Annotated in this window: 19 protein-coding genes and 1 pseudogene; 3 read left to right on the forward strand and 17 right to left on the reverse strand. The window is 58.3% G+C overall.

The genetic code is table 11. The features are described 5' to 3' along the window. Position 1: 1 nt before the first annotated feature. From holB to yceD, 12 genes and pseudogenes are all read right to left on the reverse strand, one after another. Positions 2–949, reverse strand: coding sequence for a DNA polymerase III subunit delta' (gene holB, locus ACTG2B_RS10530; RefSeq protein ID WP_236271468.1), 948 nt, complete (start codon positions 947–949; stop codon positions 2–4). Beyond that, positions 934–1,575 carry a dTMP kinase gene (tmk, locus tag ACTG2B_RS10535; RefSeq protein WP_106843693.1) on the reverse strand — a complete coding sequence of 214 codons (642 nt, stop codon included), beginning with the start codon at positions 1,573–1,575 and terminating at the stop codon, positions 934–936. Before tmk ends, holB begins: the two co-directional genes overlap by 16 nt. Further along, positions 1,575–2,576 carry an endolytic transglycosylase MltG gene (gene mltG, locus ACTG2B_RS10540; RefSeq protein WP_042083043.1) on the reverse strand — a complete coding sequence of 334 codons (1,002 nt, stop codon included), beginning with the start codon at positions 2,574–2,576 and terminating at the stop codon, positions 1,575–1,577. The genes tmk and mltG overlap by 1 nt, the downstream gene beginning before the upstream one ends. After that, positions 2,566–3,372 (reverse strand): aminodeoxychorismate lyase, encoded by an 807-nt coding sequence (gene pabC, locus ACTG2B_RS10545; RefSeq protein ID WP_335828566.1) that lies wholly within the window; start codon positions 3,370–3,372, stop codon positions 2,566–2,568. The genes mltG and pabC overlap by 11 nt, the downstream gene beginning before the upstream one ends. 68 nt (positions 3,373–3,440) lie before the next feature. After that, positions 3,441–4,682: a beta-ketoacyl-ACP synthase II gene (gene fabF / locus ACTG2B_RS10550; protein ID WP_005333158.1), complete on the reverse strand. Its 1,242-nt coding sequence runs from the start codon at positions 4,680–4,682 to the stop codon at positions 3,441–3,443. A gap of 82 nt (positions 4,683–4,764) precedes the next feature. Further along, a complete protein-coding gene (gene acpP / locus ACTG2B_RS10555) occupies positions 4,765–5,001 on the reverse strand; it encodes an acyl carrier protein (RefSeq protein ID WP_005300909.1) in 237 nt (78 codons plus the stop codon). 158 nt (positions 5,002–5,159) lie between these two features. Beyond that, positions 5,160–5,894, reverse strand: coding sequence for a 3-oxoacyl-ACP reductase FabG (fabG, locus tag ACTG2B_RS10560; protein WP_005351850.1), 735 nt, complete (start codon positions 5,892–5,894; stop codon positions 5,160–5,162). Between the two features lie 13 nt (positions 5,895–5,907). Further along, on the reverse strand, positions 5,908–6,843 hold the full coding sequence (gene fabD, locus ACTG2B_RS10565) for an ACP S-malonyltransferase (RefSeq protein ID WP_005333161.1): 936 nt from the start codon (positions 6,841–6,843) through the stop codon (positions 5,908–5,910). Between the two features lie 71 nt (positions 6,844–6,914). After that, positions 6,915–7,874 (reverse strand): beta-ketoacyl-ACP synthase III, encoded by a 960-nt coding sequence (locus ACTG2B_RS10570; protein WP_439995692.1) that lies wholly within the window; start codon positions 7,872–7,874, stop codon positions 6,915–6,917. A 7-nt stretch (positions 7,875–7,881) separates the two neighbouring features. Then, the gene (gene plsX / locus ACTG2B_RS10575; RefSeq protein ID WP_439995693.1) at positions 7,882–8,898 is read right to left on the reverse strand and encodes a phosphate acyltransferase PlsX; all 1,017 of its coding nucleotides are present in this window, start codon (positions 8,896–8,898) and stop codon (positions 7,882–7,884) included. 9 nt (positions 8,899–8,907) lie between these two features. After that, positions 8,908–9,075 (reverse strand): 50S ribosomal protein L32, encoded by a 168-nt coding sequence (gene rpmF, locus ACTG2B_RS10580; protein WP_005300935.1) that lies wholly within the window; start codon positions 9,073–9,075, stop codon positions 8,908–8,910. Positions 9,076–9,094: 19 nt separating this feature from the next. Beyond that, positions 9,095–9,615 (reverse strand): annotated as a pseudogene (gene yceD / locus ACTG2B_RS10585) (23S rRNA accumulation protein YceD). A 119-nt stretch (positions 9,616–9,734) separates the two neighbouring features. Between yceD and ACTG2B_RS10590 the strand changes: the two are divergent. Further along, entirely contained in the window at positions 9,735–10,316 is a 582-nt protein-coding gene (locus ACTG2B_RS10590; RefSeq protein ID WP_323892273.1) for a Maf family protein, read from the forward strand. Between the two features lie 101 nt (positions 10,317–10,417). Here ACTG2B_RS10590 and ACTG2B_RS10595 read toward each other — a convergent pair whose 3' ends face one another. Further along, positions 10,418–11,092, reverse strand: a complete 675-nt coding sequence (locus ACTG2B_RS10595) for an HAD-IA family hydrolase (protein ID WP_429200408.1) — start codon at positions 11,090–11,092, stop codon at positions 10,418–10,420. Continuing rightward, entirely contained in the window at positions 11,092–12,036 is a 945-nt protein-coding gene (rluC, locus tag ACTG2B_RS10600; protein WP_201298857.1) for a 23S rRNA pseudouridine(955/2504/2580) synthase RluC, read from the reverse strand. Before rluC ends, ACTG2B_RS10595 begins: the two co-directional genes overlap by 1 nt. A gap of 413 nt (positions 12,037–12,449) precedes the next feature. Here rluC and rne point away from each other — a divergent pair, with 413 nt between their 5' ends. Then, a complete protein-coding gene (rne, locus tag ACTG2B_RS10605; RefSeq protein ID WP_429200407.1) occupies positions 12,450–15,542 on the forward strand; it encodes a ribonuclease E in 3,093 nt (1,030 codons plus the stop codon). A 727-nt stretch (positions 15,543–16,269) separates the two neighbouring features. Here rne and fruA read toward each other — a convergent pair. Genes fruA through fruB form a run of 3 tightly spaced genes read right to left on the reverse strand, consistent with a single transcriptional unit; the run spans position 16,270 to position 20,080 of the window. Beyond that, complete coding sequence (fruA, locus tag ACTG2B_RS10610) at positions 16,270–17,994, reverse strand: PTS fructose transporter subunit IIBC (protein WP_439995694.1); 1,725 nt, start codon at positions 17,992–17,994, stop codon at positions 16,270–16,272. Further along, the gene (gene pfkB / locus ACTG2B_RS10615) at positions 17,991–18,980 is read right to left on the reverse strand and encodes a 1-phosphofructokinase (protein ID WP_439995696.1); all 990 of its coding nucleotides are present in this window, start codon (positions 18,978–18,980) and stop codon (positions 17,991–17,993) included. The genes fruA and pfkB overlap by 4 nt, the downstream gene beginning before the upstream one ends. Then, on the reverse strand, positions 18,980–20,080 hold the full coding sequence (fruB, locus tag ACTG2B_RS10620; RefSeq protein ID WP_439995698.1) for a fused PTS fructose transporter subunit IIA/HPr protein: 1,101 nt from the start codon (positions 20,078–20,080) through the stop codon (positions 18,980–18,982). Before fruB ends, pfkB begins: the two co-directional genes overlap by 1 nt. Before the next feature lie 296 nt (positions 20,081–20,376). Here fruB and cra point away from each other — a divergent pair, with 296 nt between their 5' ends. Next, a complete protein-coding gene (gene cra, locus ACTG2B_RS10625) occupies positions 20,377–21,363 on the forward strand; it encodes a catabolite repressor/activator (RefSeq protein ID WP_439995699.1) in 987 nt (328 codons plus the stop codon). Positions 21,364–21,570 lie beyond the last annotated feature (207 nt).

The following is a 21,570-nucleotide window of genomic DNA, read 5'->3' on the forward strand; positions in this document are numbered from 1 at the left end:
CTTATAACCAGCGACTGAGCCAGTTCATCAGATGGATGGTAGGATTGGAGAGCTGGCCCGGCTGGCATGCCGCTTTCAGGGCTACCAGATCTTGTTCTGCCTCCAGCAGTTTTTCGCTGGAGTGCTGCTCCGCCAACCGTTGACTCAAGATGGCCAGATCAGGCATGGCCAGCTGATGGTGACCGCATCCTGCCTGGGTTTTCAGGGCATCGCACAAGAAGAGCTGCAACCAGTGCAACCTGACCTGCGTCTCCTGACCAAGCTGGCTGCACAAAGCCGCCGCCTTGACCGGACTTTGACTCAGGGCGACAAACTGTTCCAGCAGTTCACGGCGAGTACTGTCCTGTTGCTGCTCGATATAGTCGAGTACCCGCAGCGGTGCCCCCTGACAGATCCGCACCTGAGCCAGAGTGGCCTGATGACCCTGCTCGGCCAACCAGCGTACAGTTTCCCCTTCCGCAGGCAAATGACAGACATGTTTGTGACAGCGACTGAGAATGGTGGGAAGCAACCGGGAAACCTGGGAGGCTATCAGCAACAGCAAGCTGTCGCCGGCCGGCTCTTCCAGGGTTTTCAGCAGGGCGTTGGCCGCCGATTCGGTCATCCGCTCCGCATCTGGAATGATCACCACCTTGCCACGGCCGAGCTGGGCAGAGCTCTGCAGCCGGGTGCAGAGCTCGCGAATGGCCTCGACCCCGATGGTCTTGCTGTCGCGAGTTATGGTGCCGAGATCCGGGTGGTTGCCCTTGTCAAACAGCTGGCAAGAGTGGCAGTGGCCGCACGGCTCTCCGCGATCCGGTTGCTGGCAAAGGTGCAAACGTGCCAGCCGCTCGGCCAGTTGCTCCTTGCCAAGACCGGGATCGCCCAGCAACAACCAGGCGTGGCCGAGACGACCGGACTGGGCCGTCTGGCTCAGGGCATGCCAGTCTGAGATCAGCCAGGGATACATAGCGACTCGTTCGACAGATAGTGATCCAATGCACACTCGATGGCAGCTTTGACCTGTTCCGGGGTTTGCGCCGCATCGATCACCACAATGGAGTCATCCTTGGCGGCCAGTTCGAGATAACGAGTTCGGGTACGCTCGAAGAAGCTCAGTTGCTCCAGTTCGATGCGATCCAGCTCGCCGCGATGGCGCGCGCGCTGCAAGCCAAGGGCAGGATCGATATCGAGATAGAGGGTGAGATCCGGTTTGAAGTTGCCGAGCACCGCCTGCTTGATGGCACCGATAAGAGCAGCATCGATGCCACGGCCACCGCCTTGATAGGCCTGGGAGGAGAGATCGTGGCGATCCCCCACCACCCAGACACCGTCGGCCAGTGCGGGTTTGATGCGGGTCTCCACCAGTTGTACCCGGGAGGCATACATCAGCAGCAATTCCGCCTCGATGGTGAGGCGCTCGTCGTGCACCTCTTTGACGATGGCCCGCATCCGCTCGGCCAGCGGCGTACCACCTGGCTCGCGGGTGCACTCGATCCGGTTGATGCCGTGGCGCTGCAGATAGTCGGTCACATAACGAACGGCCGAGCTCTTCCCTGCCCCTTCCAATCCTTCGATCACAATAAATTTAGACATTAGGGTTTCTTCAATATGTATTCACGAACCGCCCGATTGTGTTCATCGAGGGTCTTGGAGAAATAGTGGGCACCGCCCCCCTTAGCGACAAAGTAGAGATAGTCGGTCGACTTGGGGTTGAGCGCTGCTTCGATGGAGGCCTTGCCCGGCATGGCAATAGGCGTGGGCGGCAGGCCGTCGATCACATAGGTGTTGTAGGGATTCTTGTCGGTCAGATCGCTGCGGCGAATGTTGCCATCGTAGCGATCTTTCACCCCGTAAATAACGGTGGGATCGGTTTGCAACTTCATGCCCAGACGCAGACGATTGACAAACACCGAGGCGATCTGCGCCCGCTCGTCCGGCTGGCCGGTCTCCTTCTCGATGATGGAGGCCATGATCAACGCCTCATAGGGCGTTTTGTAAGGCAGGTTGGCCTGACGTTTCTCCCAGCTCTGCTGCAGGAAAGTCTCCATATCCTGATGAGCGCGACGCAAGATCGAGAGATCGCTGGCATGGGTGGTATAGGCGTAGGTTTCCGGCAGGAACCACCCCTCCAGCTTGCCATTCTCGATGCCGAGCTCCTGCGCCAGGTCAGCTTCGGATTGCTCGACGGTCAATCGCTCAAGATATGGGGCGCTGGAGAGTTGCTTCTGCCAATCCTCGAAACGGGAACCTTCGACGAAGGTGAGACTGAAGTGAAACTCCTTGCCCGATGCGAACAGAGAGAGGGTCTCCTTGAGAGGGGCCCCTTCCTTGATTTCATAGGTGCCCGATTTGATGGCCACCAGTTCGGGATGGCTGCGCAGCCAGAGCCGCACCGCCCAGGGGCTGGCTTCCCCCTCCCCCAGTTCGGCGATGAGGCGCGCCGCATGGGCGCCCTTCTCCACCGTAAAGAGCCGGGTCGGCCCCTTGTTGGTGAGCGTTTCTACCTGTTGCCATTTGTAATGTACATAGCCCCCGGCAGCGGCTACCGTCAGTGCCGCCCCCGCGAGCAGGGTGTAAAGCCGATTAAACTTCAATGACCAAACGCTCCTGTAAACGGCGACTCAATACCGCTGGGGGATAATGGATATCCTCGATGCCATTGACCGGCACGATCCCCATCAGGGTATTGGTGAGCCACACCTCTTCCGCCTGCCATAGTGACTCCAGCGGAGCCTCTACCACACGCAACTCAATACTCATCTGTTTCAACATCGCCATCACCTGGCGGCGCATGATGCCATCGACACCACCGCGGGCGAGATCGGGCGTAAACACCGTCTTGCCCCGACGCCAAAACAGATTGGCACTGACCCCTTCAATGAGAAAACCGCGACTGTTAAGCACTATCCCTTCGACTGCATTCCGGCTGACAAGTTCGCTTTTCAGCAATACCTGCTCCAGACGATTCAAGGTTTTAAGCCCGGCCAGCATAGGGGCATCACCGATCCGCTGGCGGCACACCACTATCTCGATCCCCTCCTGTTGCCACTGGCCATAGTGAGTGGGAAATGGCGCCAGAGTGACAATCCGGGTTGTGTGCTGACATCCGCTGCCATCATAGCCCCGCCCCCCTTCGCCGCGGGTCAGGATCACCTTGGCCACGCATTGTGGCTGGTCGGCCACCATCTCTTCAACCTCCTGGGTCAAGAGATCCCAGTCCGGTTCAACCAAGCCCAACCGGTTGTTCGCCTGCTGCAACCGTGCCAGATGGGCAGGCCACTGCAACACGCGACCCTCCCTGACCGCCATGGTGGTGAAATGACCGTCACCATAAGCCAGCCCCCGATCATGGGCCGAGATGGTATCAAGCTTCATGCCATTGATAAGCAAAGGGATCCCTCCGATAAAAAAGGCCCGATACCGGCAGTATCGGGCCTGTGTCTTTGCCCTGCGGCAAATTATACGCGTTTGAAGATCAGTGAGCCATTGGTGCCGCCAAAACCAAACGAGTTGGAAAGGGCGTACTCGAAGCTACCTGGCTTGGCCACATGGGGTACCAGATCCAGATCGCACTCTTCATCCGGGTTGTCCAGGTTGATGGTGGGCGGAGCCACCTGATCACGCAGAGCCAACACAGTGATGATCGCCTCGATGGCACCCGCGGCACCCAGCAGGTGACCGGTCATGGACTTGGTTGAGCTCACCATCAGGGATTTGGCGTGCTCACCAAACACCGACTTCATGCCACGCAGCTCGGCCACATCACCCAGCGGGGTGGAGGTGCCGTGCGCGTTGATATAACCAATCTGCTCGGGGGCAATGCCGGCATCCTTGATGGCATTTTTCATGGCGCGAGCGCCACCATTGCCATCTGCGGGAGGCGCAGTCATGTGGTACGCGTCACCGCTCATGCCAAAACCGACCAGCTCGGCGTAGATCTTGGCGCCACGGGCCTTGGCGTGTTCGTACTCTTCCAGTACCAGGACACCGGCACCGTCACCCAGCACGAAACCGTCGCGATCCTTATCCCACGGACGGCTCGCTTTTTGCGGCTCGTCGTTGCGGTTGGAGAGTGCCTTGGCGGCAGCAAAACCACCCATTCCCATCGCGGTGGAGGCTTTCTCGGCGCCACCGGCGACCATCACATCGGCATCACCGTAAGCGATCATCCGGCCAGCCATGCCGATGGCATGGGTACCTGTGGTACAGGCGGTGGTCACGGCGATGTTCGGCCCTTGCAGACCTTTCATGATGGAAAGATGACCGGACACCATATTGATGATGGTGGACGGAACGAAGAAGGGACTGATCTTGCGCGGGCCGCCATTGACCAAGCTTTCGTGGTTCTGTTCAATCAGACCCAGACCGCCGATACCGGAGCCAATCGCCACGCCGACACGTTCGGCATTCTCTTCATTGATGGTCAGGCCGGAATCATCCAGCGCCTGCATACCGGCCGCGATGCCGTATTGAATGAAGAGATCCATCTTGCGAGCGTCTTTACGGTTGATACCGTACTGCTCGGGATCGAAATCCTTGACCAGACCTGCGAAGCGGGTTGCAAACTCGCTGGCATCAAAATGTTCGATAAGGGAAATGCCGCTCTGCCCGTTGAGCAGTGCTTGCCAGCTGGATTCGGCAGTGTTACCCACCGGGGAAAGCATCCCCAAGCCGGTCACCACGACTCTGCGTTTTGACACTGAGGTAGTCTCCGAGAGGTGTTTTGAAAAGGAACAAATACAAAAGAAGCGGCCCTTGGGCCGCTTCTCTTAGAACAGGAACTTATTCCTGATTAGCGGTGATGTAGTCGATAGCCGCTTGAACAGTGGTGATCTTCTCGGCTTCTTCATCAGGAATTTCGGTATCGAATTCTTCTTCCAGCGCCATTACCAGTTCAACGGTATCCAAAGAGTCAGCGCCCAGGTCGTCGACGAAGGAGGCAGCGTTCTTAACGTCTTCCTCTTTAACACCCAGTTGTTCGATGATGATTTTCTTTACGCGTTCTTCGATGTTGCTCATGACCTGAATTTTCCTTTAAAAATACGCTATTTGCGTCTGGTTGGGGTAGTTTATTCAATTGACGTGAGTTTGCAAGTAGCTTGCCGCTGGTCAAACCACGAAATGTGCCAAACTTCGGCGTACTATCGCAAATTTGAACAGATCTTACGACAAATTGATTACACCATGTACATCCCGCCATTAACATGCAGGGTTTCGCCGGTGATATAGGCTGCTTCATCAGAAGCCAAGAATACCACAGCTGCGGCAATTTCTTTTGGATCACCCAAACGGGCGGCAGGCACCTGACTCATGATGCCGGCACGTTGATCGTCATTCAGGGCACGGGTCATGTCGGTTTCGATGAAACCGGGAGCAACCGCGTTCACTGTGATACCACGGGATGCCACTTCCCGCGCCAACGATTTGGTAAAACCAACCAGACCGGCCTTGGCGGCAGCATAGTTGACCTGACCGGCATTGCCCATGGTTCCCACCACGGAGCCAATGCTGATGATGCGACCGTGACGTTTCTTCATCATGGCACGCAACACCGGTTTGCTCAGACGGTAAAGCGAGGTCAGATTGGTATCGATGATCTCGTTCCACTCGTCATCTTTCATCCGCATCAACAGGTTGTCACGGGTGATCCCCGCGTTGTTGATCAGGATGTCGATGTCGCCAAAGCGCGCCTTGATGGCGGCGAAGACGGCTTCGATGGATTCCTGGCTGGTCACGTTCAGTGCCATGCCGCAGCCATTGTCGCCCAGATAGGCGCTGATCGCCTCGGCACCGCTCTCGCTGGTCGCCGTACCGACCACTTTCGCGCCACGGGCCACGAATGTTTCGGCAATCGCACGACCGATGCCACGACTGGCACCGGTCACCAACACAACCTTATCGGTAAAGCTCATCACTTGCTCCTGTTTACTTGATCTGGGCCAGCGCCTGCTCGAAAGAGGCGGCATCGTTGGCGTGAATACCTTCCACGCGCTTGTCGATGCGCTTGGCGAGCCCGGTCAACACTTTGCCCGGTCCCATCTCGATCTCGAGGGTAACGCCCTCATTGGCCATCCGCTCGACAGTCTCGGTCCAACGAACCGGGCTGAACAGCTGACGTACCAGCGCTTGCTTGATGGCTGCCGGATCCTGTTCACAGGATACGTCGACATTATTGATGACAGCGATGGTTGGAACCTTGATCTCGATCCCGTCCAGCGCAGCTGCCAGTTTTTCTGCGGCAGGTTTCATCAGCGCGCAGTGAGACGGCACGGAGACCGGCAGCGGCAGCGCACGCTTGGCGCCCGACTCTTTCATCAGCACGTTGGCGCGCTCAACGGCCTCTTTGTGACCGGCGATAACCACCTGGCCCGGAGAGTTGAAGTTGACCGGAGAGACCACCTGCCCTTGTGCCGCTTTTTCGCAGTTGGCGGCGATGGATTCGTTATCAAGGCCGATGATGGCCGCCATAGCGCCGGTGCCTTCCGGTACCGCTTCCTGCATGGCCAGACCACGCAACTCGACCAGTTTGACCGCATCGGCAAAATCGAGTGCGCCGCTGCAAACCAGCGCGGAGTACTCACCCAGGCTGTGACCCGCCATCATGGCAGGAGTTGCCCCACCCTGCTGTTGCCACAGGCGCCACAGGGCGACAGAGGCAGTCAGCAGCGCAGGCTGGGTGCGCCAGGTTTTGTTCAGATCTTCAACCGGACCATCCATCACCAGGGCAAACAGGTCATAACCCAGCACCTGACTCGCCTCGGCGAAGGTCTCCTTGATCACGGCATGTTGTTCGGCCAGCTCGGCCAGCATGCCAACGGACTGGGAACCTTGTCCCGGGAAGGCAATGGCAAATTGGGTCATCATTGATTCCTTTTAGATAAGACAAAAATGAAATCGGTGACGGGATGATGGGCTCACCATCCCGCCGAAGATCAGAGGCGAACCAGCGCCGAGCCCCAGGCAAAACCGCCGCCGAAGGCCTCCAGCAGTACCAGCTGACCCGGTTTGATCCGGCCATCCCGCACCCCTTCGTCGAAGGCGACCGGAACGGAAGCGGCAGAGGTATTGCCGTGCTTGTCGAGGGTCAGCACCACTTTATCGAGGCTCATACCGAGCTTCTTGGCGGTGGCGCTAATGATGCGGAAGTTGGCCTGATGCGGCACCAGCCAATCCAGCTCGCTCGGCTCGATGCCAGCAGCGGCCAACGTTTCGGTGACGATCTCGCTCAGACGGGTGACCGCGACCTTGAAGACATCGTTGCCCTTCATGTACATGTAGGCTTCGAGCTCGGCACCCGGCATGCCACGACGGGGATGAGGCAGCTTGAGCAGATCGCCATAACGTCCATCGGCATGGAGATGGGTAGAGAGGATGCCCGGCGTCTCGCTGGCACCGACAATTACTGCCCCTGCCCCGTCACCAAACAGGATGATGGTGCCGCGATCTTGCGGATCGCACATGCGGGAGAGCACATCGGCCCCGACGACCAGTACATGGCGGGCAGCGCCGGATTTGACGAACTGATCGGCAATGGAGAGTGCATAGGTGAAGCCTGCGCAGGCCGCTGCCACGTCAAAGGCAGGAATGCCCGGTACGCCGAGCAGACCCTGCAGCTCGCAGGCGGCAGCCGGGAAGGCATTTTCAGCACTGGTGGTGGCCAGCACTATCATATCGAGATCGGCAGCGGTCAGACCTGCTGCATCCAGGGCACGCAGGGCGGCCTGGCAAGAGAGGGTGGCAACGGTCTCGTCAGCACCGGCAATACGGCGCTCACGGATACCGGTGCGTTCCACGATCCACTCATCACTGGTCTCAACCATCTGCTCGAGATCGGCGTTGGTACGCACTGAACTTGGCAGATAGCTGCCAGTACCCAGAATTTTGCTATGCATAGAGTTCTTATAGATCCCTGTCAGAGAAGACAGCTTCAAGGCGATCTGCTATTTGCAGTGGAAGTTGATGTTTGGCCTCTTGTGCGGCCAGCAGGATCGCATTACACAGAGCGCGCCGTTCGGCCCGCCCATGACTTTTTACCACAATGCCGCGCAATCCTAACAGACTTGCTCCGTTATACTGGTCGGGGTTCAGGTAAGAAAAACGCCGTTTGAACATAAATCCGGCGATCCGGCCAAGAAAAGTGCGTTTCTTGCGGGGATATCCGGCCAGCTGAGCCATCCGCACCACCCCTTCTGCCGTCTTGAGAGCGACATTGCCGACAAAACCGTCGCAGACGATCACGTCGCTGTCGCCGCTGAAGATGCGATCCCCTTCGACGAACCCGACATAATTGAGCGCGTGGCACTGACGCAGCAATTCGGCGCTGTGACGCACCAGATCGTTGCCCTTGATCTCCTCCTCGCCGATGTTGAGCAAGGCAACACGGGGTGATGCAATGCCTTCGACCTTTTCGGCCACGACGGAGCCCATCACCGCAAACTGCAATAGGGTATCGGCATCGCAACTGACGTTGGCGCCAAGATCCAGCATCACGGTGCGTTTGCCGCTCAATGTCGGCAGCGCCTTGATAAGTGCCGGCCGATCGACCCCGGGCAGAGATTTGAGCACGCACTTGGCCATCGCCATCAACGCACCGGTATTACCGGCACTGACGCAGGCATCGGCCTCACCGGCTTTCACCAGATTGAGTACCACCCGCATGGAGGAGTCTTTCAGAGTTCGCAACGCCACGATCGGTTTATCGCCCATGCCAACCACTTGGGATGCATGTACGAAACGAACGCGGGGATGATTCAGCAAGCCATGTTGTTGCAGCAGAGAGGAGGTCTGATGCTGGTCGCCGACCAGGATCAGTTTTAACTGGGGTAAAAGAGACAGTGCCTGCACGGCGGCAGGCACTGTTTCCGAGGGGCCAATATCTCCCCCCATGATGTCTAGCGCGACAGTTTGCGTAGACAAAGGCAATCCTTAAGCGATTACCTTTTTACCGCGGTAGAAACCATCGGCAGTCACGTGGTGACGACGATGAATTTCGCCACTGGTCTGATCAACAGTCAGGGCAGCGGTGGTCAGCGCATCGTGGGAACGACGCATGCCACGCTTGGCACGGGTTTTACGGTTCTGTTGTACGGCCATTGTAGGCTAACTCCTAAATTCACTTACGTTTAAGCTCTTCAAGAACTGCAAAGGGATTCGGCCGCTCATCAGCAGGTTGATTTCACCCCAGGTCATCTCCATGTTTCCTCTCGGGCATGCATCCAGAGAATGCATTGCGACTTGAGGCAACGAGAGGATGAGTTCATCCTCCAGGATTTGATGAAGATCTATCTCGCCGTTTTCGTCCAACTCAATGGGCTCATAAGCTTCCGGCAGTTCTTCCTCGTTTGTTCTTTCGAACAGCGGAGTGTAGATAAATTCAGCTTCACAGAGGTGTTCGAATGTCTCTCCGCAACGTTGGCAAACCAGGTCAACCTTGGCATGGGCAGTGCCTTTCATAACGGTCAACTTCTGGACATCTTTGCCAAAGTGCAGTGATACCTCGATATCACTCTGCAAGCCAGCGGTTGATTCCTCCAGCCTGGGCATCTGCGACTTTTCCACTATCCCGATGTAATCGAGCAGCTTCAAGGCACTACGGACTGGATCAACCTTAACGGGCAACTTCACCTTTTGCATAGGGCGCGAATAATATAGGTCCAACAACTGATAGTCAAAGGAAAAAGTCCTTACCGCCGATGATTTTAACGTCACAAGTCCCTAGAATGCCGGTACTCGCTTTCATCGGTAACTCGATTATGCCACAGAATCTGATCCTCGCCTCAACTTCTCGCTATCGCAAAGCCCTGCTGGAGAAGCTCGGTCTCCCCTTTGAATGTGCCGCCCCCGATGTGGATGAGCGACCACTGGCTGGCGAATCCGCCGAGACGCTGGTGGTCAGACTGGCTCGTGCCAAGGCTGATGCTGTCGCCCAACATCGTGATCACGGCTTGATCATCGGATCTGATCAGGTGTGTGTCTGCAATAATCACATCCTCGGCAAACCGGGCACCATCGACAATGCCATCGCCCAGCTGATGGCGGCTCAAGGTCGCAGCGTCACCTTTTACACCGGGCTGTGCGTACTTAACGCTGCAACCAATGAGATTCATCAATTGATTGAACCATTTACGGTCCACTTTCGCGATCTCGACGAATCCGCCATTCGCCGCTATGTAGAGGCTGAACTGCCCCTCGATTGTGCGGGCAGTTTCAAATGCGAAGGGATGGGGATCGTGCTGTTCAAGGGGCTGGAGGGGCGCGATCCTAACGCCTTGATCGGTCTGCCGCTGATCGGCCTGATCGAGCTGCTGGAGCGCCACGGTATTGCCCTGCCCTGATCGCGGACGAATAGATAAGCTAGATCGAGGATATAAAAAGCCCGGTCAATACACCGGGCTTCTGTTATCAATCAGATTGATGTCTCTTAAAAGAAAGGCGTCTACAACAGCGCGTGAAGAGCCGTCATGGAGTCCACCACCGCTACAGGTCCGTGACGACTGAGAGCATCACTACTATCCACACCCCAGGTAACGCCAATGCGCGGCATGGCAATTGCCTCGGCCATCGCCATATCGTGAACAGAGTCGCCGATCATTACCGCCTGCCGGGGTGACAGCCCCAGCTCGTCCAGGATCTGCTCAAGCATCAGCGGATCAGGCTTGGAGCGAGCCTCATCGGCCCCGCGACTGGTTACAAACAACGGGCGCAGTCCGGTCTCATCCAATACCCGATCCAACCCACGGCGTGATTTGCCGGTCGCGACGGCCAGTTGCAGCCCTCGTGACCGCCAATCATGCAGCAACTCCCCTGCCCCGGAAAACAACGGGCTGGGGGTGGCATCGTGCAGATAGTGATGACGATAGCGATCGATGAGTGCGGCAATCTGGCGCTCATCAAAGACACTGCCACTGCCACTGCCACTGCCACTACTTAAAGGGAACAGACGGAACATGGCGACATCAAGGCTCAATCCGATGATCTGCCGGATCTGGGCTGGTGCAGGTACCGCCAGCTCACAATCTCTGGCGGCCCCTTGCACACAGGCAACAATCCGGCCTACCGAATCCATCAGGGTACCGTCCCAATCGAAAATGGCGAGCCGGATATCCTGCATCAGCGTGGCAAGTCGTTGAGGAAGTTGTCGAGCTCAGGTGCCAGCGGCGCTTCTACCTGCATCTCGCGACCATCGGCCGGATGGGTGAAGCTGAGCTTCCAGGCATGCAAAAAGAGCCGTTTTAGCCCTTGGCTGCGCATTTTCTCGTCAAACGCCGCTTCACCGTACTTATCGTCACAGGCGATCGGGTGACCGGCATGCAGGGTGTGCACGCGGATCTGGTGAGTTCGGCCTGTGATGGGGCTGCACTCAACCAGAGTCGCTTCGGCAAATTGACGCACGATGCGGAACCGGGTTTCGGAGGGCTTGCCATCGGCACTGACCCGTACCACCCGTTCACCGGATTGCAGATCGTTCTTGCGTAGCGGCGCATTGACCACCTTGACGTGAGCCTGCCACTTGCCACGCACCAGCGCCAGATACTGCTTGCGCATGGTCTTGACGCGCAACTGCTCATGCAGGCTGCGCAGGGCGCTGCGTTTTTTGGCAACCAGCAATACCCCAGAGGTGTCGCGATCCAGTCGATGAACCAGTTCAAGGAAGCGGGCTTCCGGACGCAGGGCGCGCAGCCCTTCAATCACGCCAAAGCTCAGACCGCTGCCACCGTGTACTGCCATGCCGGAGGGCTTGTTCAGCACGATCATGGCATCGTCTTCGAACAGGATCTGGCTCTCCAGACGCTGGATAACCCCGAGGTTGGCTGAAGGCAGCTCATTCTTCTCGGCAACGCGCACGGGGGGTACCCGCACCTCGTCACCTGCGCAGAGTTTGTACTCCGGTTTGATGCGCTTTTTGTTTACTCGCACTTCGCCTTTACGAAGGATGCGATAGATCAGGCTCTTGGGGACGCCCTTTAGCTGAGTCTTGAGAAAATTGTCGATGCGCTGCCCGTCATGCTCAGCTTCGATGGTGAGCAGCTGCACTTGTTGTTGTATCTGTGTCATGGCGCGGATTTTAACACTGCCAGCGCCCCTTGGCTGCATGGTTTGTTGAAAAATGGCGCCTTGCTATAAAAGAGGTTTAAATGGGATAATAAACAAGGTTTTGTCATTGTGTTCAAGCCTTGTACTAAGTGGCCAAAAAGTATGCCACCCAATCCCGAAACACCGTGTATACAAGAACATGACGGTTCCCGGGTGCGAGGTACAACGCATGGAGAACACAAACATCACCGTTTATTTGTCTCCATTTCGGCATCCTTATTCATTCCTTCTCGAGAAGTGATGACCAGAACGCCCTTAGTTTGCGCCTCATGCATACCCCAACCGGGAGGTTGCCCCAGTATGCTGAAGACCCGAGGCCGGCGCTGGCAGGACCCAGATGGAGGAAATCAAAATGACACAATAATGAGAACTCAATGAAAAGAATGCTTATCAACGCAACTCAAGAAGAGGAGTTGCGCGTAGCGCTGGTTGACGGACAACAGCTCTACGATTTGGATATTGAAAGTCCGGGACACGAGCAGAAGAAAGCGAACATTTACAAGGGTAAGATCACCCGCGTAGAACCCAGCCTTGAAGCTGCTTTTGTTGACTACGGCGCCGAGCGCCACGGTTTCCTGCCGTTGAAGGAGATCGCCCGCAATTACTTCCCCTCCGGTTACTCCTATCAGGGTCGTCCCAACATCAAAGAAGTGGTCCGCGAAGGTCAGGAAGTTATCGTCCAGATCGACAAGGAAGAGCGTGGCACCAAGGGTGCAGCCCTCACCACCTTTATCAGCCTGGCAGGTAGCTACCTGGTACTGATGCCCAACAACCCCCGTGCCGGTGGTATCTCCCGCCGCATCGAGGGTGATGAGCGGACTGAACTGAAAGAAGCCCTGAGTGGTTTGACCGTGCCGGAAGGCATGGGCCTGATCGTGCGCACCGCCGGTGTGGGCAAGTCGCCAGAAGAGCTGGAATGGGATCTGAATGTTCTGCTCAACCACTGGGACTCCATCCACAAAGCCTCTCAGGAGCGCGCCGCGCCGGTACTGATCCACCAGGAAAGCAACGTCATCGTGCGTGCCATCCGTGACTATCTGCGTCGCGATGTGGGCGAGATCCTGATCGACAATCCGGTGATTTTCGAACGCGCCAAGGCCCATATCGAGCTGGTACGTCCCGATTTCCTCAACCGCGTGAAGCTGTACAAGGGTGAAGTTGCCCTGTTCAACCACTTCCAGATTGAGAGCCAGATCGAATCAGCCTTCCAGCGTGAAGTGCGCCTCCCCTCCGGCGGCAGTATCGTTATCGATCCGACCGAAGCGCTGACCTCCATCGATATCAACTCCTCCCGCGCCACCAAGGGCGGCGATATCGAAGAGACGGCGCTGCAAACCAACCTAGAAGCCGCCGACGAAATTGCCCGTCAACTGCGTCTGCGCGACCTGGGTGGCCTGATCGTAATCGACTTCATCGACATGACGCCGGTTCGCCATCAGCGCGAAGTGGAAAACCGTCTGCGTGAAGCGGTTCATCAGGATCGTGCCCGCATCCAGCTGGGCCGGATCTCCCGTTTCGGTCTGCTGGAGATGTCTCGCCAGCGTCTGCGCCCCTCCCTCAATGAATCCAGCAGCCATATCTGCCCCCGTTGCCAGGGTCAGGGCGTGATCCGTGACAACGAATCTCTCGCCCTGTCCATCCTGCGTCTCATCGAAGAAGAGGCCATGAAGGACAACACCGAGCAGGTTCACGGCCAAGTGCCGGTGGATGTTGCCGCCTATCTGCTTAACGAGAAGCGTGCCGCCATCGCCAGTCTGGAACAGCGCAATGATGTGCGTGTTTACATCATTCCGAACCAGCATCTGGAAACCCCGCACTACGAAGTGACTCGCATTCGTCAGAACGAGATCCCGGAAGCGGCCAGCTACGAGCTGAAAACCGAGATTGCCAAGCCGGTCTACCAACCGAAGCAAGCTCAGGTGATCGAGCGTGAGCAACCGCTGCTGCAAGGCTTTGCCCAACCGGCACAACCGGCCCCTGTTGCACCGCAACAAGCGGCGGCACCCGTTGCTGCGGCCCCTGCCGAAGCCGGCTTCTTCAGCAAGCTGATCAAAGGTATTACCGGCCTGTTCAGCAGCGATGCAGCCCCTGCCGACGTGAAAGCACCCACCGAGAAACCTGCAGCTCGTGAAGCACGCAAGGATGAAGGTCAACGTCACCAGCGCGAAGAAGGCCGTGGCCGTGGTCAGCGTCCTCGTCGTGACGACAATCGTGGCAACCGCAACAATGCGGAAGCTGGCGAGAAGCGTGAAGGTGGCAACCGCGAAGCCGGTGAAAACCGCAATCGCCGTCCACGTAAAGAGCGCGAGCCTCGTCAGGAGCGTGAAGCTCGTGGCGAAGTGCGCAGCGAACAGCGCATGGAACGTGAACCCCGTCAGGAGCGAGAGCCTCGCGAACCGCGTCAGGAACGTGCGCCACGTCCGGCCCGTGAACCTCGTGCTCCCCGTGAGCCACGCGCCGAAGTCGTTGTTGAAGCGGTAGACGCCGTTGATGCAACTGTCGCCCAGCCACGTCAGGAGAAAGAGCAGAAAGTGGCCGAGCGCCGCGAACGTCGCCAACTGCGCAAGCAGATCCGCGTCGATGTCGCCGCTGCTGACACCCCTGCCCTGCCGGTTGACGAAGTACCAGCGCAAGCTGAAGTGATCGATGCTACCGTGGGTAACGAGCAGGAAGAGCAGAGTGAAGGCCAGCGCCGTTCACGCCGCACTCCGCGCAGCCAGCGTATCGAAGGCCAGCGCCGCAAGCGCATCAACGAAGATGCCCGCAGCCAGCGTGACGAAGAACAGCAAGATACTACCACTCTGACCACCGCAGCCCAGGCAGATATTGCCAAAGCGCAGGTTGAAGAGCCGGTAGTGCCTGTTGTTACCATCCCGAGCGCTGAAGCCGTCGCTGCAGCCCTGCAAGCCTCTGCGGCACTGACCGAGCATGTGGTTGTCGAAGCCGTTGCTGAAGAAGCTGCCGAGCAGGCTGCTGCCCAGGTTGAAGCAACTCAAGCCGATGTGATCGCTAGCCCGGTTGTTGAATCTTTCGCTGAGGTCGTAGTGCCAGCAGAGCCGGAAGTTGTCGTTGTCGCCGCTCCGGCTGTCAACATGGCTGCCACTGAAGTCGTTGAAACTTCGCCGGTTGTTGAAGAAGCCCCTGCTGTCAGCAATCCTGTCGTGGAAGCTGCACCGGCTGCAGTCGAAATGCCAGTTGCTGTTGTCGAAGCCCCGGCTCCTGTCGCTGCGGTTGCGGTGGAAGAGACTCCGGTCGTTACCAAACAGGTAGCTCACGGTGCTGGCCTGCTGGCTCGTGCCCGCAAAGCATCCGCCCCGATGGCAACCCCTGCCGAAGCCCCTGCCCTGCCTGCTCGTGAGCCGGTTAACTACCCGCCGCTGGTACGCAACGAAGTGAGCACATCAGGTCGTCATGGTGGCAGCACTGCCGCCGTCAACGTGGCCACCTGCCCGGCCGGTCGCCCCTAAGCAACCCGGGTTGACCCCCTAAACAAAAGCCACACCAACCGGTGTGGCTTTTTTATTTCTCTTTTCCCCTGTGCACTCACAGACACATTAATACCCATGCTCTGCAAAGCCGCTTTGTCTGTTATCTCTCTATCATTGAACACTGCGATAACTCGTGTTTACTTTTTGACGTAACAGAGAAAGTCCATTTTCTACTTCTATGTTCAGCATGATGCGAATTGAGTTTGTCTGTGTAAAATCTTGTTTGTTGGCATACAAAAAGTTGTATATATGACGATCTACAATGGTCTGGTGTAGGGTTCAAGATCCATTTGATATGGAACCCTCTGGTTCAATGCATACTTGCCAACCAGGGCATTCGGTTGTACCGAGACCTGAATCCTCTTTTCGCAGAAATGAGGAGGTTCGACATAAAGCAAACCTGCCTCAGGTCTTGTTTAACTGATGATCAACTCAAGTTGCATCTACACAGATGCACATATAGGTAACAGTCGGTTGATATAGATTTGCTTTCCGAGAACTAGCCAGCTCCCCCTATCCTAGCGGCAGCACAATCTATACACGGGATATTGGTTACGGCCCTTCCCCATAGAGTTAAGTATTTGGCCCTGATATGCGAAACCTAAGTCACCGCTGCTCAACGATTCTGTTTAAAAGGCATATAAAAATGCCGCCCGGTTTTGCAACCGGGCGGCATTGATCATCTTCTGTTATCGAGGATGAGCTATCAGGCCGTGGCCAGCTTGGCCTGCTCTTCACCGCGCTTGAGCATGGCGTAGGAGACACCGGTCAACAGCGAGCCTGCTGCAATCGCCACGATATACATCATGACGTTGCTGATAGCGTGCGGGATAAAGAGCACAAACAGGCCGCCGTGGGGTGCCATCAGCTCGCAGCCGAACAGCATGGAGAGCGCACCGGTCAGGGCGCCGCCGACCATGCAGGCCGGGATGACCCGCATCGGATCCTTGGCGGCAAACGGAATGGCACCCTCGGAGATAAAGCACAGTCCCAGCACGAAGGAGGCTTTGCCCGCTTCCTGTTCCGCCTTGATGAACTTGGTGCGGGCCAGGAAGGTGGCGATCCCCATGCCCAATGCCGGCACCATACCGGCGGCCATCACCGCAGCCATTGGGGCGTAGGTTTTGGAGGCCAGCAGGCCAACCCCGAAGGCGTAGGCCGCCTTGTTGACCGGACCGCCCATGTCGAAGCACATCATGGCGCCGATGATGACACCCAGCAGCACCGCGTTGGCAGAGCCCATGTTGTTGAGGAAGGTGGTCATGGCATTCATGATGCCGGCCACAGGGCCACCCACCACGTAGATCATCACCAGACCGGTAAAGAGGCTGGCAAAGAGCGGAATGATCAGGATAGGCTTGAGCGCTTCCAGGGTCACCGGCAGGCGCACCTTGTCGCTCAGGTACTTGGCGCTGTAACCGGCCAGGAAACCGGCCACGATGCCGCCGAGGAAACCGGCGCCCAGCGAGCTTGCCAGCATACCGCCGATCATGCCGGGGGCGAGACCCGGGCGGTCAGCGATGGAGTAGGCAATGTAACCGGCCAGCACCGGGATCATCAGGGCAAAGGCGGAGCCACCACCGATCTTCATCAGGGCGGCGGCCAGAGTGCCTTCCACCTTGAACGCCTCAATACCGAACACGAACGAGAGCGCGATGATAAGACCGCCCGCCACCACCATGGGCAGCATGAAGGAGACCCCGGTCAACAGATGCTTGTAGGGGCCTGCCTTCTCTTCTTTCTTGGGCTGGCTGGCGCCGCTGTGGCGATAGGTTTTCGCCTCGTTCCACGCCTTGTCGAGCTCGGCACGGGTTTTCTTCAATGCCGCGCCCGTGCTGGTACGATAGACCGGCTTACCGTCAAAGCGCGCCATGTCCACTTCGATATCGGTGGCGAGGAATACCAGATCGGCAGATGCAATCTCCTCGGCAGTCAGGGCATTCTGGGCACCGACCGAGCCTTGGGTCTCGACGCGGATCTGATAACCCAGCTGTTTGGCCATGGTCTCCAGCGCTTCTGCCGACATAAAGGTGTGGGCAACGCCAGTCGGGCACGCTGTCACTGCCACGATGCGCTTGCCAGCGGCGGCGGGTTTAGCTGCTGCGGGAGCGGCTTGATGACGATAGATGCTGGCACCGCTGGTGGCAGCTTCCAGCAAGGCAGCCGGATCCTGCAGGGCGAGATCCATGCTCCCTTGATAGACTCGCTTGCCATCATAGGCGGCGAGATCCACCGGGGCACTGGCGACAACCAGCACCAGATCGGCGGCGGCAATCTGCTCCTTGCTCGGTACTTGGCGGGGCTGCATGCTGGAGCCGACGTCGAGGGTGAGTTCCCAGCCAGCCAGTTTGGCCTGCTGTTCTATCCGTTTTGCAGCGAGAAAGCTGGTGGCAATGCCCGCCGGGCAAGCCGTAACCAAGATTGCTTTCATTGGGCATCTCCTGAGTTTTCCATTGAGGGGGTATGGCATTGAACCGGTGCCAGCGCATCCAGACGCTCTACGCGCACCTGTTCAAGTAAAGGGTTGAGCACATTGATATCGTCAAAGCCGACCGCCACCTGACTGACCGCCAAGGCCGAGACGGCGGTGGCCAGCCGCAGGATCTGCTCCGGCGCCCAGCCAAGGCTCAGACCATGGGCAAGACCGGCCACCAGGGAATCGCCGGCACCCACGGTGCTGACCACCTGCATCCGCGGTGGAATGGCTTGCCAAACGGCATCTGTGGCAAACCAGATCAGGCCATCGGCGCCGTTGGAGATCACCACGTTGGGGATGCCGCTTGCCTGCAGCGTGCGGGCACACTCGGCCTGCTCGCTCAGGGTCTTGATGGGGCGGCCCGCCCACTGGCCGAGCTCCTCCAGATTGGGTTTGACCAGGGTCGGCGCCGCCTTGATCCCTTCGCTTAACGCCGCACCACTGCAATCGAAGATCACCTGCTTGCCCTTGGCCTTGAGCAGACGGATCAGATGGGCGCAGTAATCGGGGGCCACCCCTTTGGGCAAGCTGCCCGCCAGCACGAACCACTCTGCATGCGCAGCCAATTGGTCGATGGCCTGCTCCAGCGCGCTCACCTCCCCTTGCTGGATGGTGAGCCCCGGCAGGTTAAGATCGGTGACCCGACCAGACTGCTCGGAGATCTTGACGTTGATGCGGGTGCTGCCCGCTACGCGCACAAAGTGATCATCCAGCGCTCGCTCGGCAAACAGGGAGACAAAACTCTGTTCATTGTCAGCGCCCAGCCAGCCGGTGACGCCTACGTCGCGGCCCAGATCCTTGAGCACCATGGCGACGTTGATCCCCTTGCCCGCCGCGCGCAGGTTGGCCTCGTTCACTAGATTGACCTCGCCAAGGCTCATCGCCTCGAGGCGGGTGGTGAGATCGAGGGCGGGGTTGAGGGTAATGGTGACAATCTTCATCAGTGTGCCCCCTCGCCGAGACCAGCGGCGATCGCCTCACCGATCCCCTTGAGGGCGGCTTCGGCATCTGCTCCTTCAGCGCGAAACGCCAGACGATGCCCGCACTTGACCCCAAGGCCGATCACTTTCATCAGGCTCTTGGCAGAGACCGCCTCGCCGCTGCCATCCAGATTGGCAACCCGGATATCTGATTCAAACTCTTTGGCCACCTTGACCAGCATGGCACCGGGACGAGCGTGCAACCCGTGAGGGTTGATGATGGTGAAGGTTTCACTAAGACCGCTCGCTGGCCCTGCCTGCAACATGGCCAACCCGTCGCTGCCCGCCAGCGTCGCCAGCTGACCAGCAGCCGCCAGTTTGGCCAGATTCTCCAGCTGCGGCAGATGGCCGCTATCTGCGGCGCACAGCAGCAGCATGGCGCTGACCGGCAGCTCCCCTGCGCGAAGTTCGCTGCTGGGCGTTGCCAGCACCCAGCCAGTCTGGGCCGCTTGCGCCCGGGCCAGCCAGACGCCCTCGCCCAGATAGGCGGGATCGCTTGCCAGCAGGGCGCTCACCATGGCGGCATCGCCCCAGCCCGCCGATTTGGCGCGGGCGGCTGCTCCCAGCAGCAGTTGGTCGCGATCATCGGCCGGGAAGTCAGCCAGGGTCAGGTATTGCACCTCTTTGGCGGCAGTGGCGCCAGTCAGGATGTTGATGATGGTGTCGGCATCGGTGGCCTCTTTGAGCTGGGCTGCCGCCTGCTCGTCACCCAGCACATGGGTGAGCTGGCGCAAAATGCCCAGATGTTCGTCGGACTTGGCGGCGATGCCGATGGCGACGTAGGCGATCTGCCCCTCGTCCCACTCGATGCCATGAGGGAATTGGGCCACCATGACGCCTGTGCTCTTCACCAGATGACGGGTATCGGTGGTGCCGTGGGGAATGGCGATGCCGCTGCCAAGATAGGTGGCATGCTGCGCTTCACGGGCCAGCATCCCATCCACATAGCCCGCTTCCACCAGACCGGCTTCGGTCAGTTTGCCTGCCAGCAGGGCAATGGCGTCCGACTTGGTTGCCACCGACTGTCCCAGCAAGATCTGCTCTCGCGCCAACTTCAACATAGAGACTCTCCATCAGGTTCCGGCCGCGCCGGTACGTCACAATTGAACATTCGGATAACTCGCCAGCTGACAATAGACCCGAACACGGTTCACTGTGATCGGGGCCCGATTTTCAGGCCACTGGGTCTCTTCGCTGCTGACAGGCTGAATCGTTTCACCTACACTCAGACTGAATCGTTTCAGCGAATTGATCAAGTACCCACAAAGAGTGCTTTTCAATGATATGATCCCGCGCACACTTTTCGGTGCCCTCACCCGGCAGTGACCGTGGGCCTTGCAACTCAAACAGAGCCAATATGATGAAACTGGATGAAATCGCCGCCCTCGCCGGTGTCTCGCGCACCACGGCAAGCTATGTGATCAATGGCAAGGCCGACCAATACCGCATCAGCCAGGCCACCCGCGACAAGGTGATGGCCGTTGTCACCGCCCATAACTACCAGCCGGACAGCCGCGCCGCCTCCCTGCGCGGCGGCCAGACCAAGACTCTGGGCTTTATCCTGCCCGACCTTGAGAACGCCAGTTACGCCAAGCTGGCCAAACGGCTGGAACAGGGGGCCCGGGCGCAGGGATATCAGCTGCTCATTGTCTGCTCGGAAGATGAGCCCGCTACCGAAAAAGAGCTGGCCCAGATGCTGGTGAGCCGCCATGTGGATGCCCTGCTGGTGGCCAGCTGCCTGCCGCCGGACGACTCCTTCTACGGCAAATTGCAGGCGCAAGGCAGCCAGATCCTCGCCATCGATCGGGCGATGGCCGCCGACAAGTTCGTCACCGTCGCCAGTGAAAACGAGAAGGCGAGCTTTGATCTCACCAGCTCCTTGCTCACCCCGACTCTGCGTCATATCGCCTTGATCACCGCGCTGCCAGCACTCACGATCAGTCAGGAGCGAAAAGCCGGTTTCGAGCAGGCGGTCGCCAGCCATAGCGCGACTCGCCACCTGTGCGAGGGGGATCACTTCTCCCGTCTTGAGGGGTATCGCCTGATCAAGGATCTGCACCAGCAGCTGGGCCAGTTGCCCGAAGCACTGATCACTACCTCCTATATCCTGATGGAGGGAGTGCTGGACTATCTATTGGAGCAAGAGATCGATATGAGCCAGCTTGCCATGGCCACCTTCGGGGACGATCGGCTGCTCGACTTCCTCCCCTTTGGCATCAACTCCCTACCCCAGCAGCACGACGCGCTGGCGAGCCAGGCGCTGGAGCTGGCACTCAAGGCGGTGAACGGCAACTACCAGAGCGGGCTGCACTATGTGAGCCGCACCCTCAAGCGCCGTCGCTAACCTGCTCGAAGCAGACCCGATTTGCTGTCAATGGGTGGGTAAAACGAACAGATGACAATAAGGCTGCCAGGATTGGCAGCCTTATTATTTTTTCCCACAACCCTACCCGCCCGTTTTGCTTTCTCTACCGTCTGGCCGGGCCTCCACACTCCTTTCACCCCGCAACTAAACGCCAACGCCACGACAAGGCACTCCCCCATCCGTGCT

It is taken from the genome of Aeromonas sp. 30P (genome assembly GCF_051919805.1).
Classification (GTDB): domain Bacteria; phylum Pseudomonadota; class Gammaproteobacteria; order Enterobacterales; family Aeromonadaceae; genus Aeromonas; species Aeromonas veronii.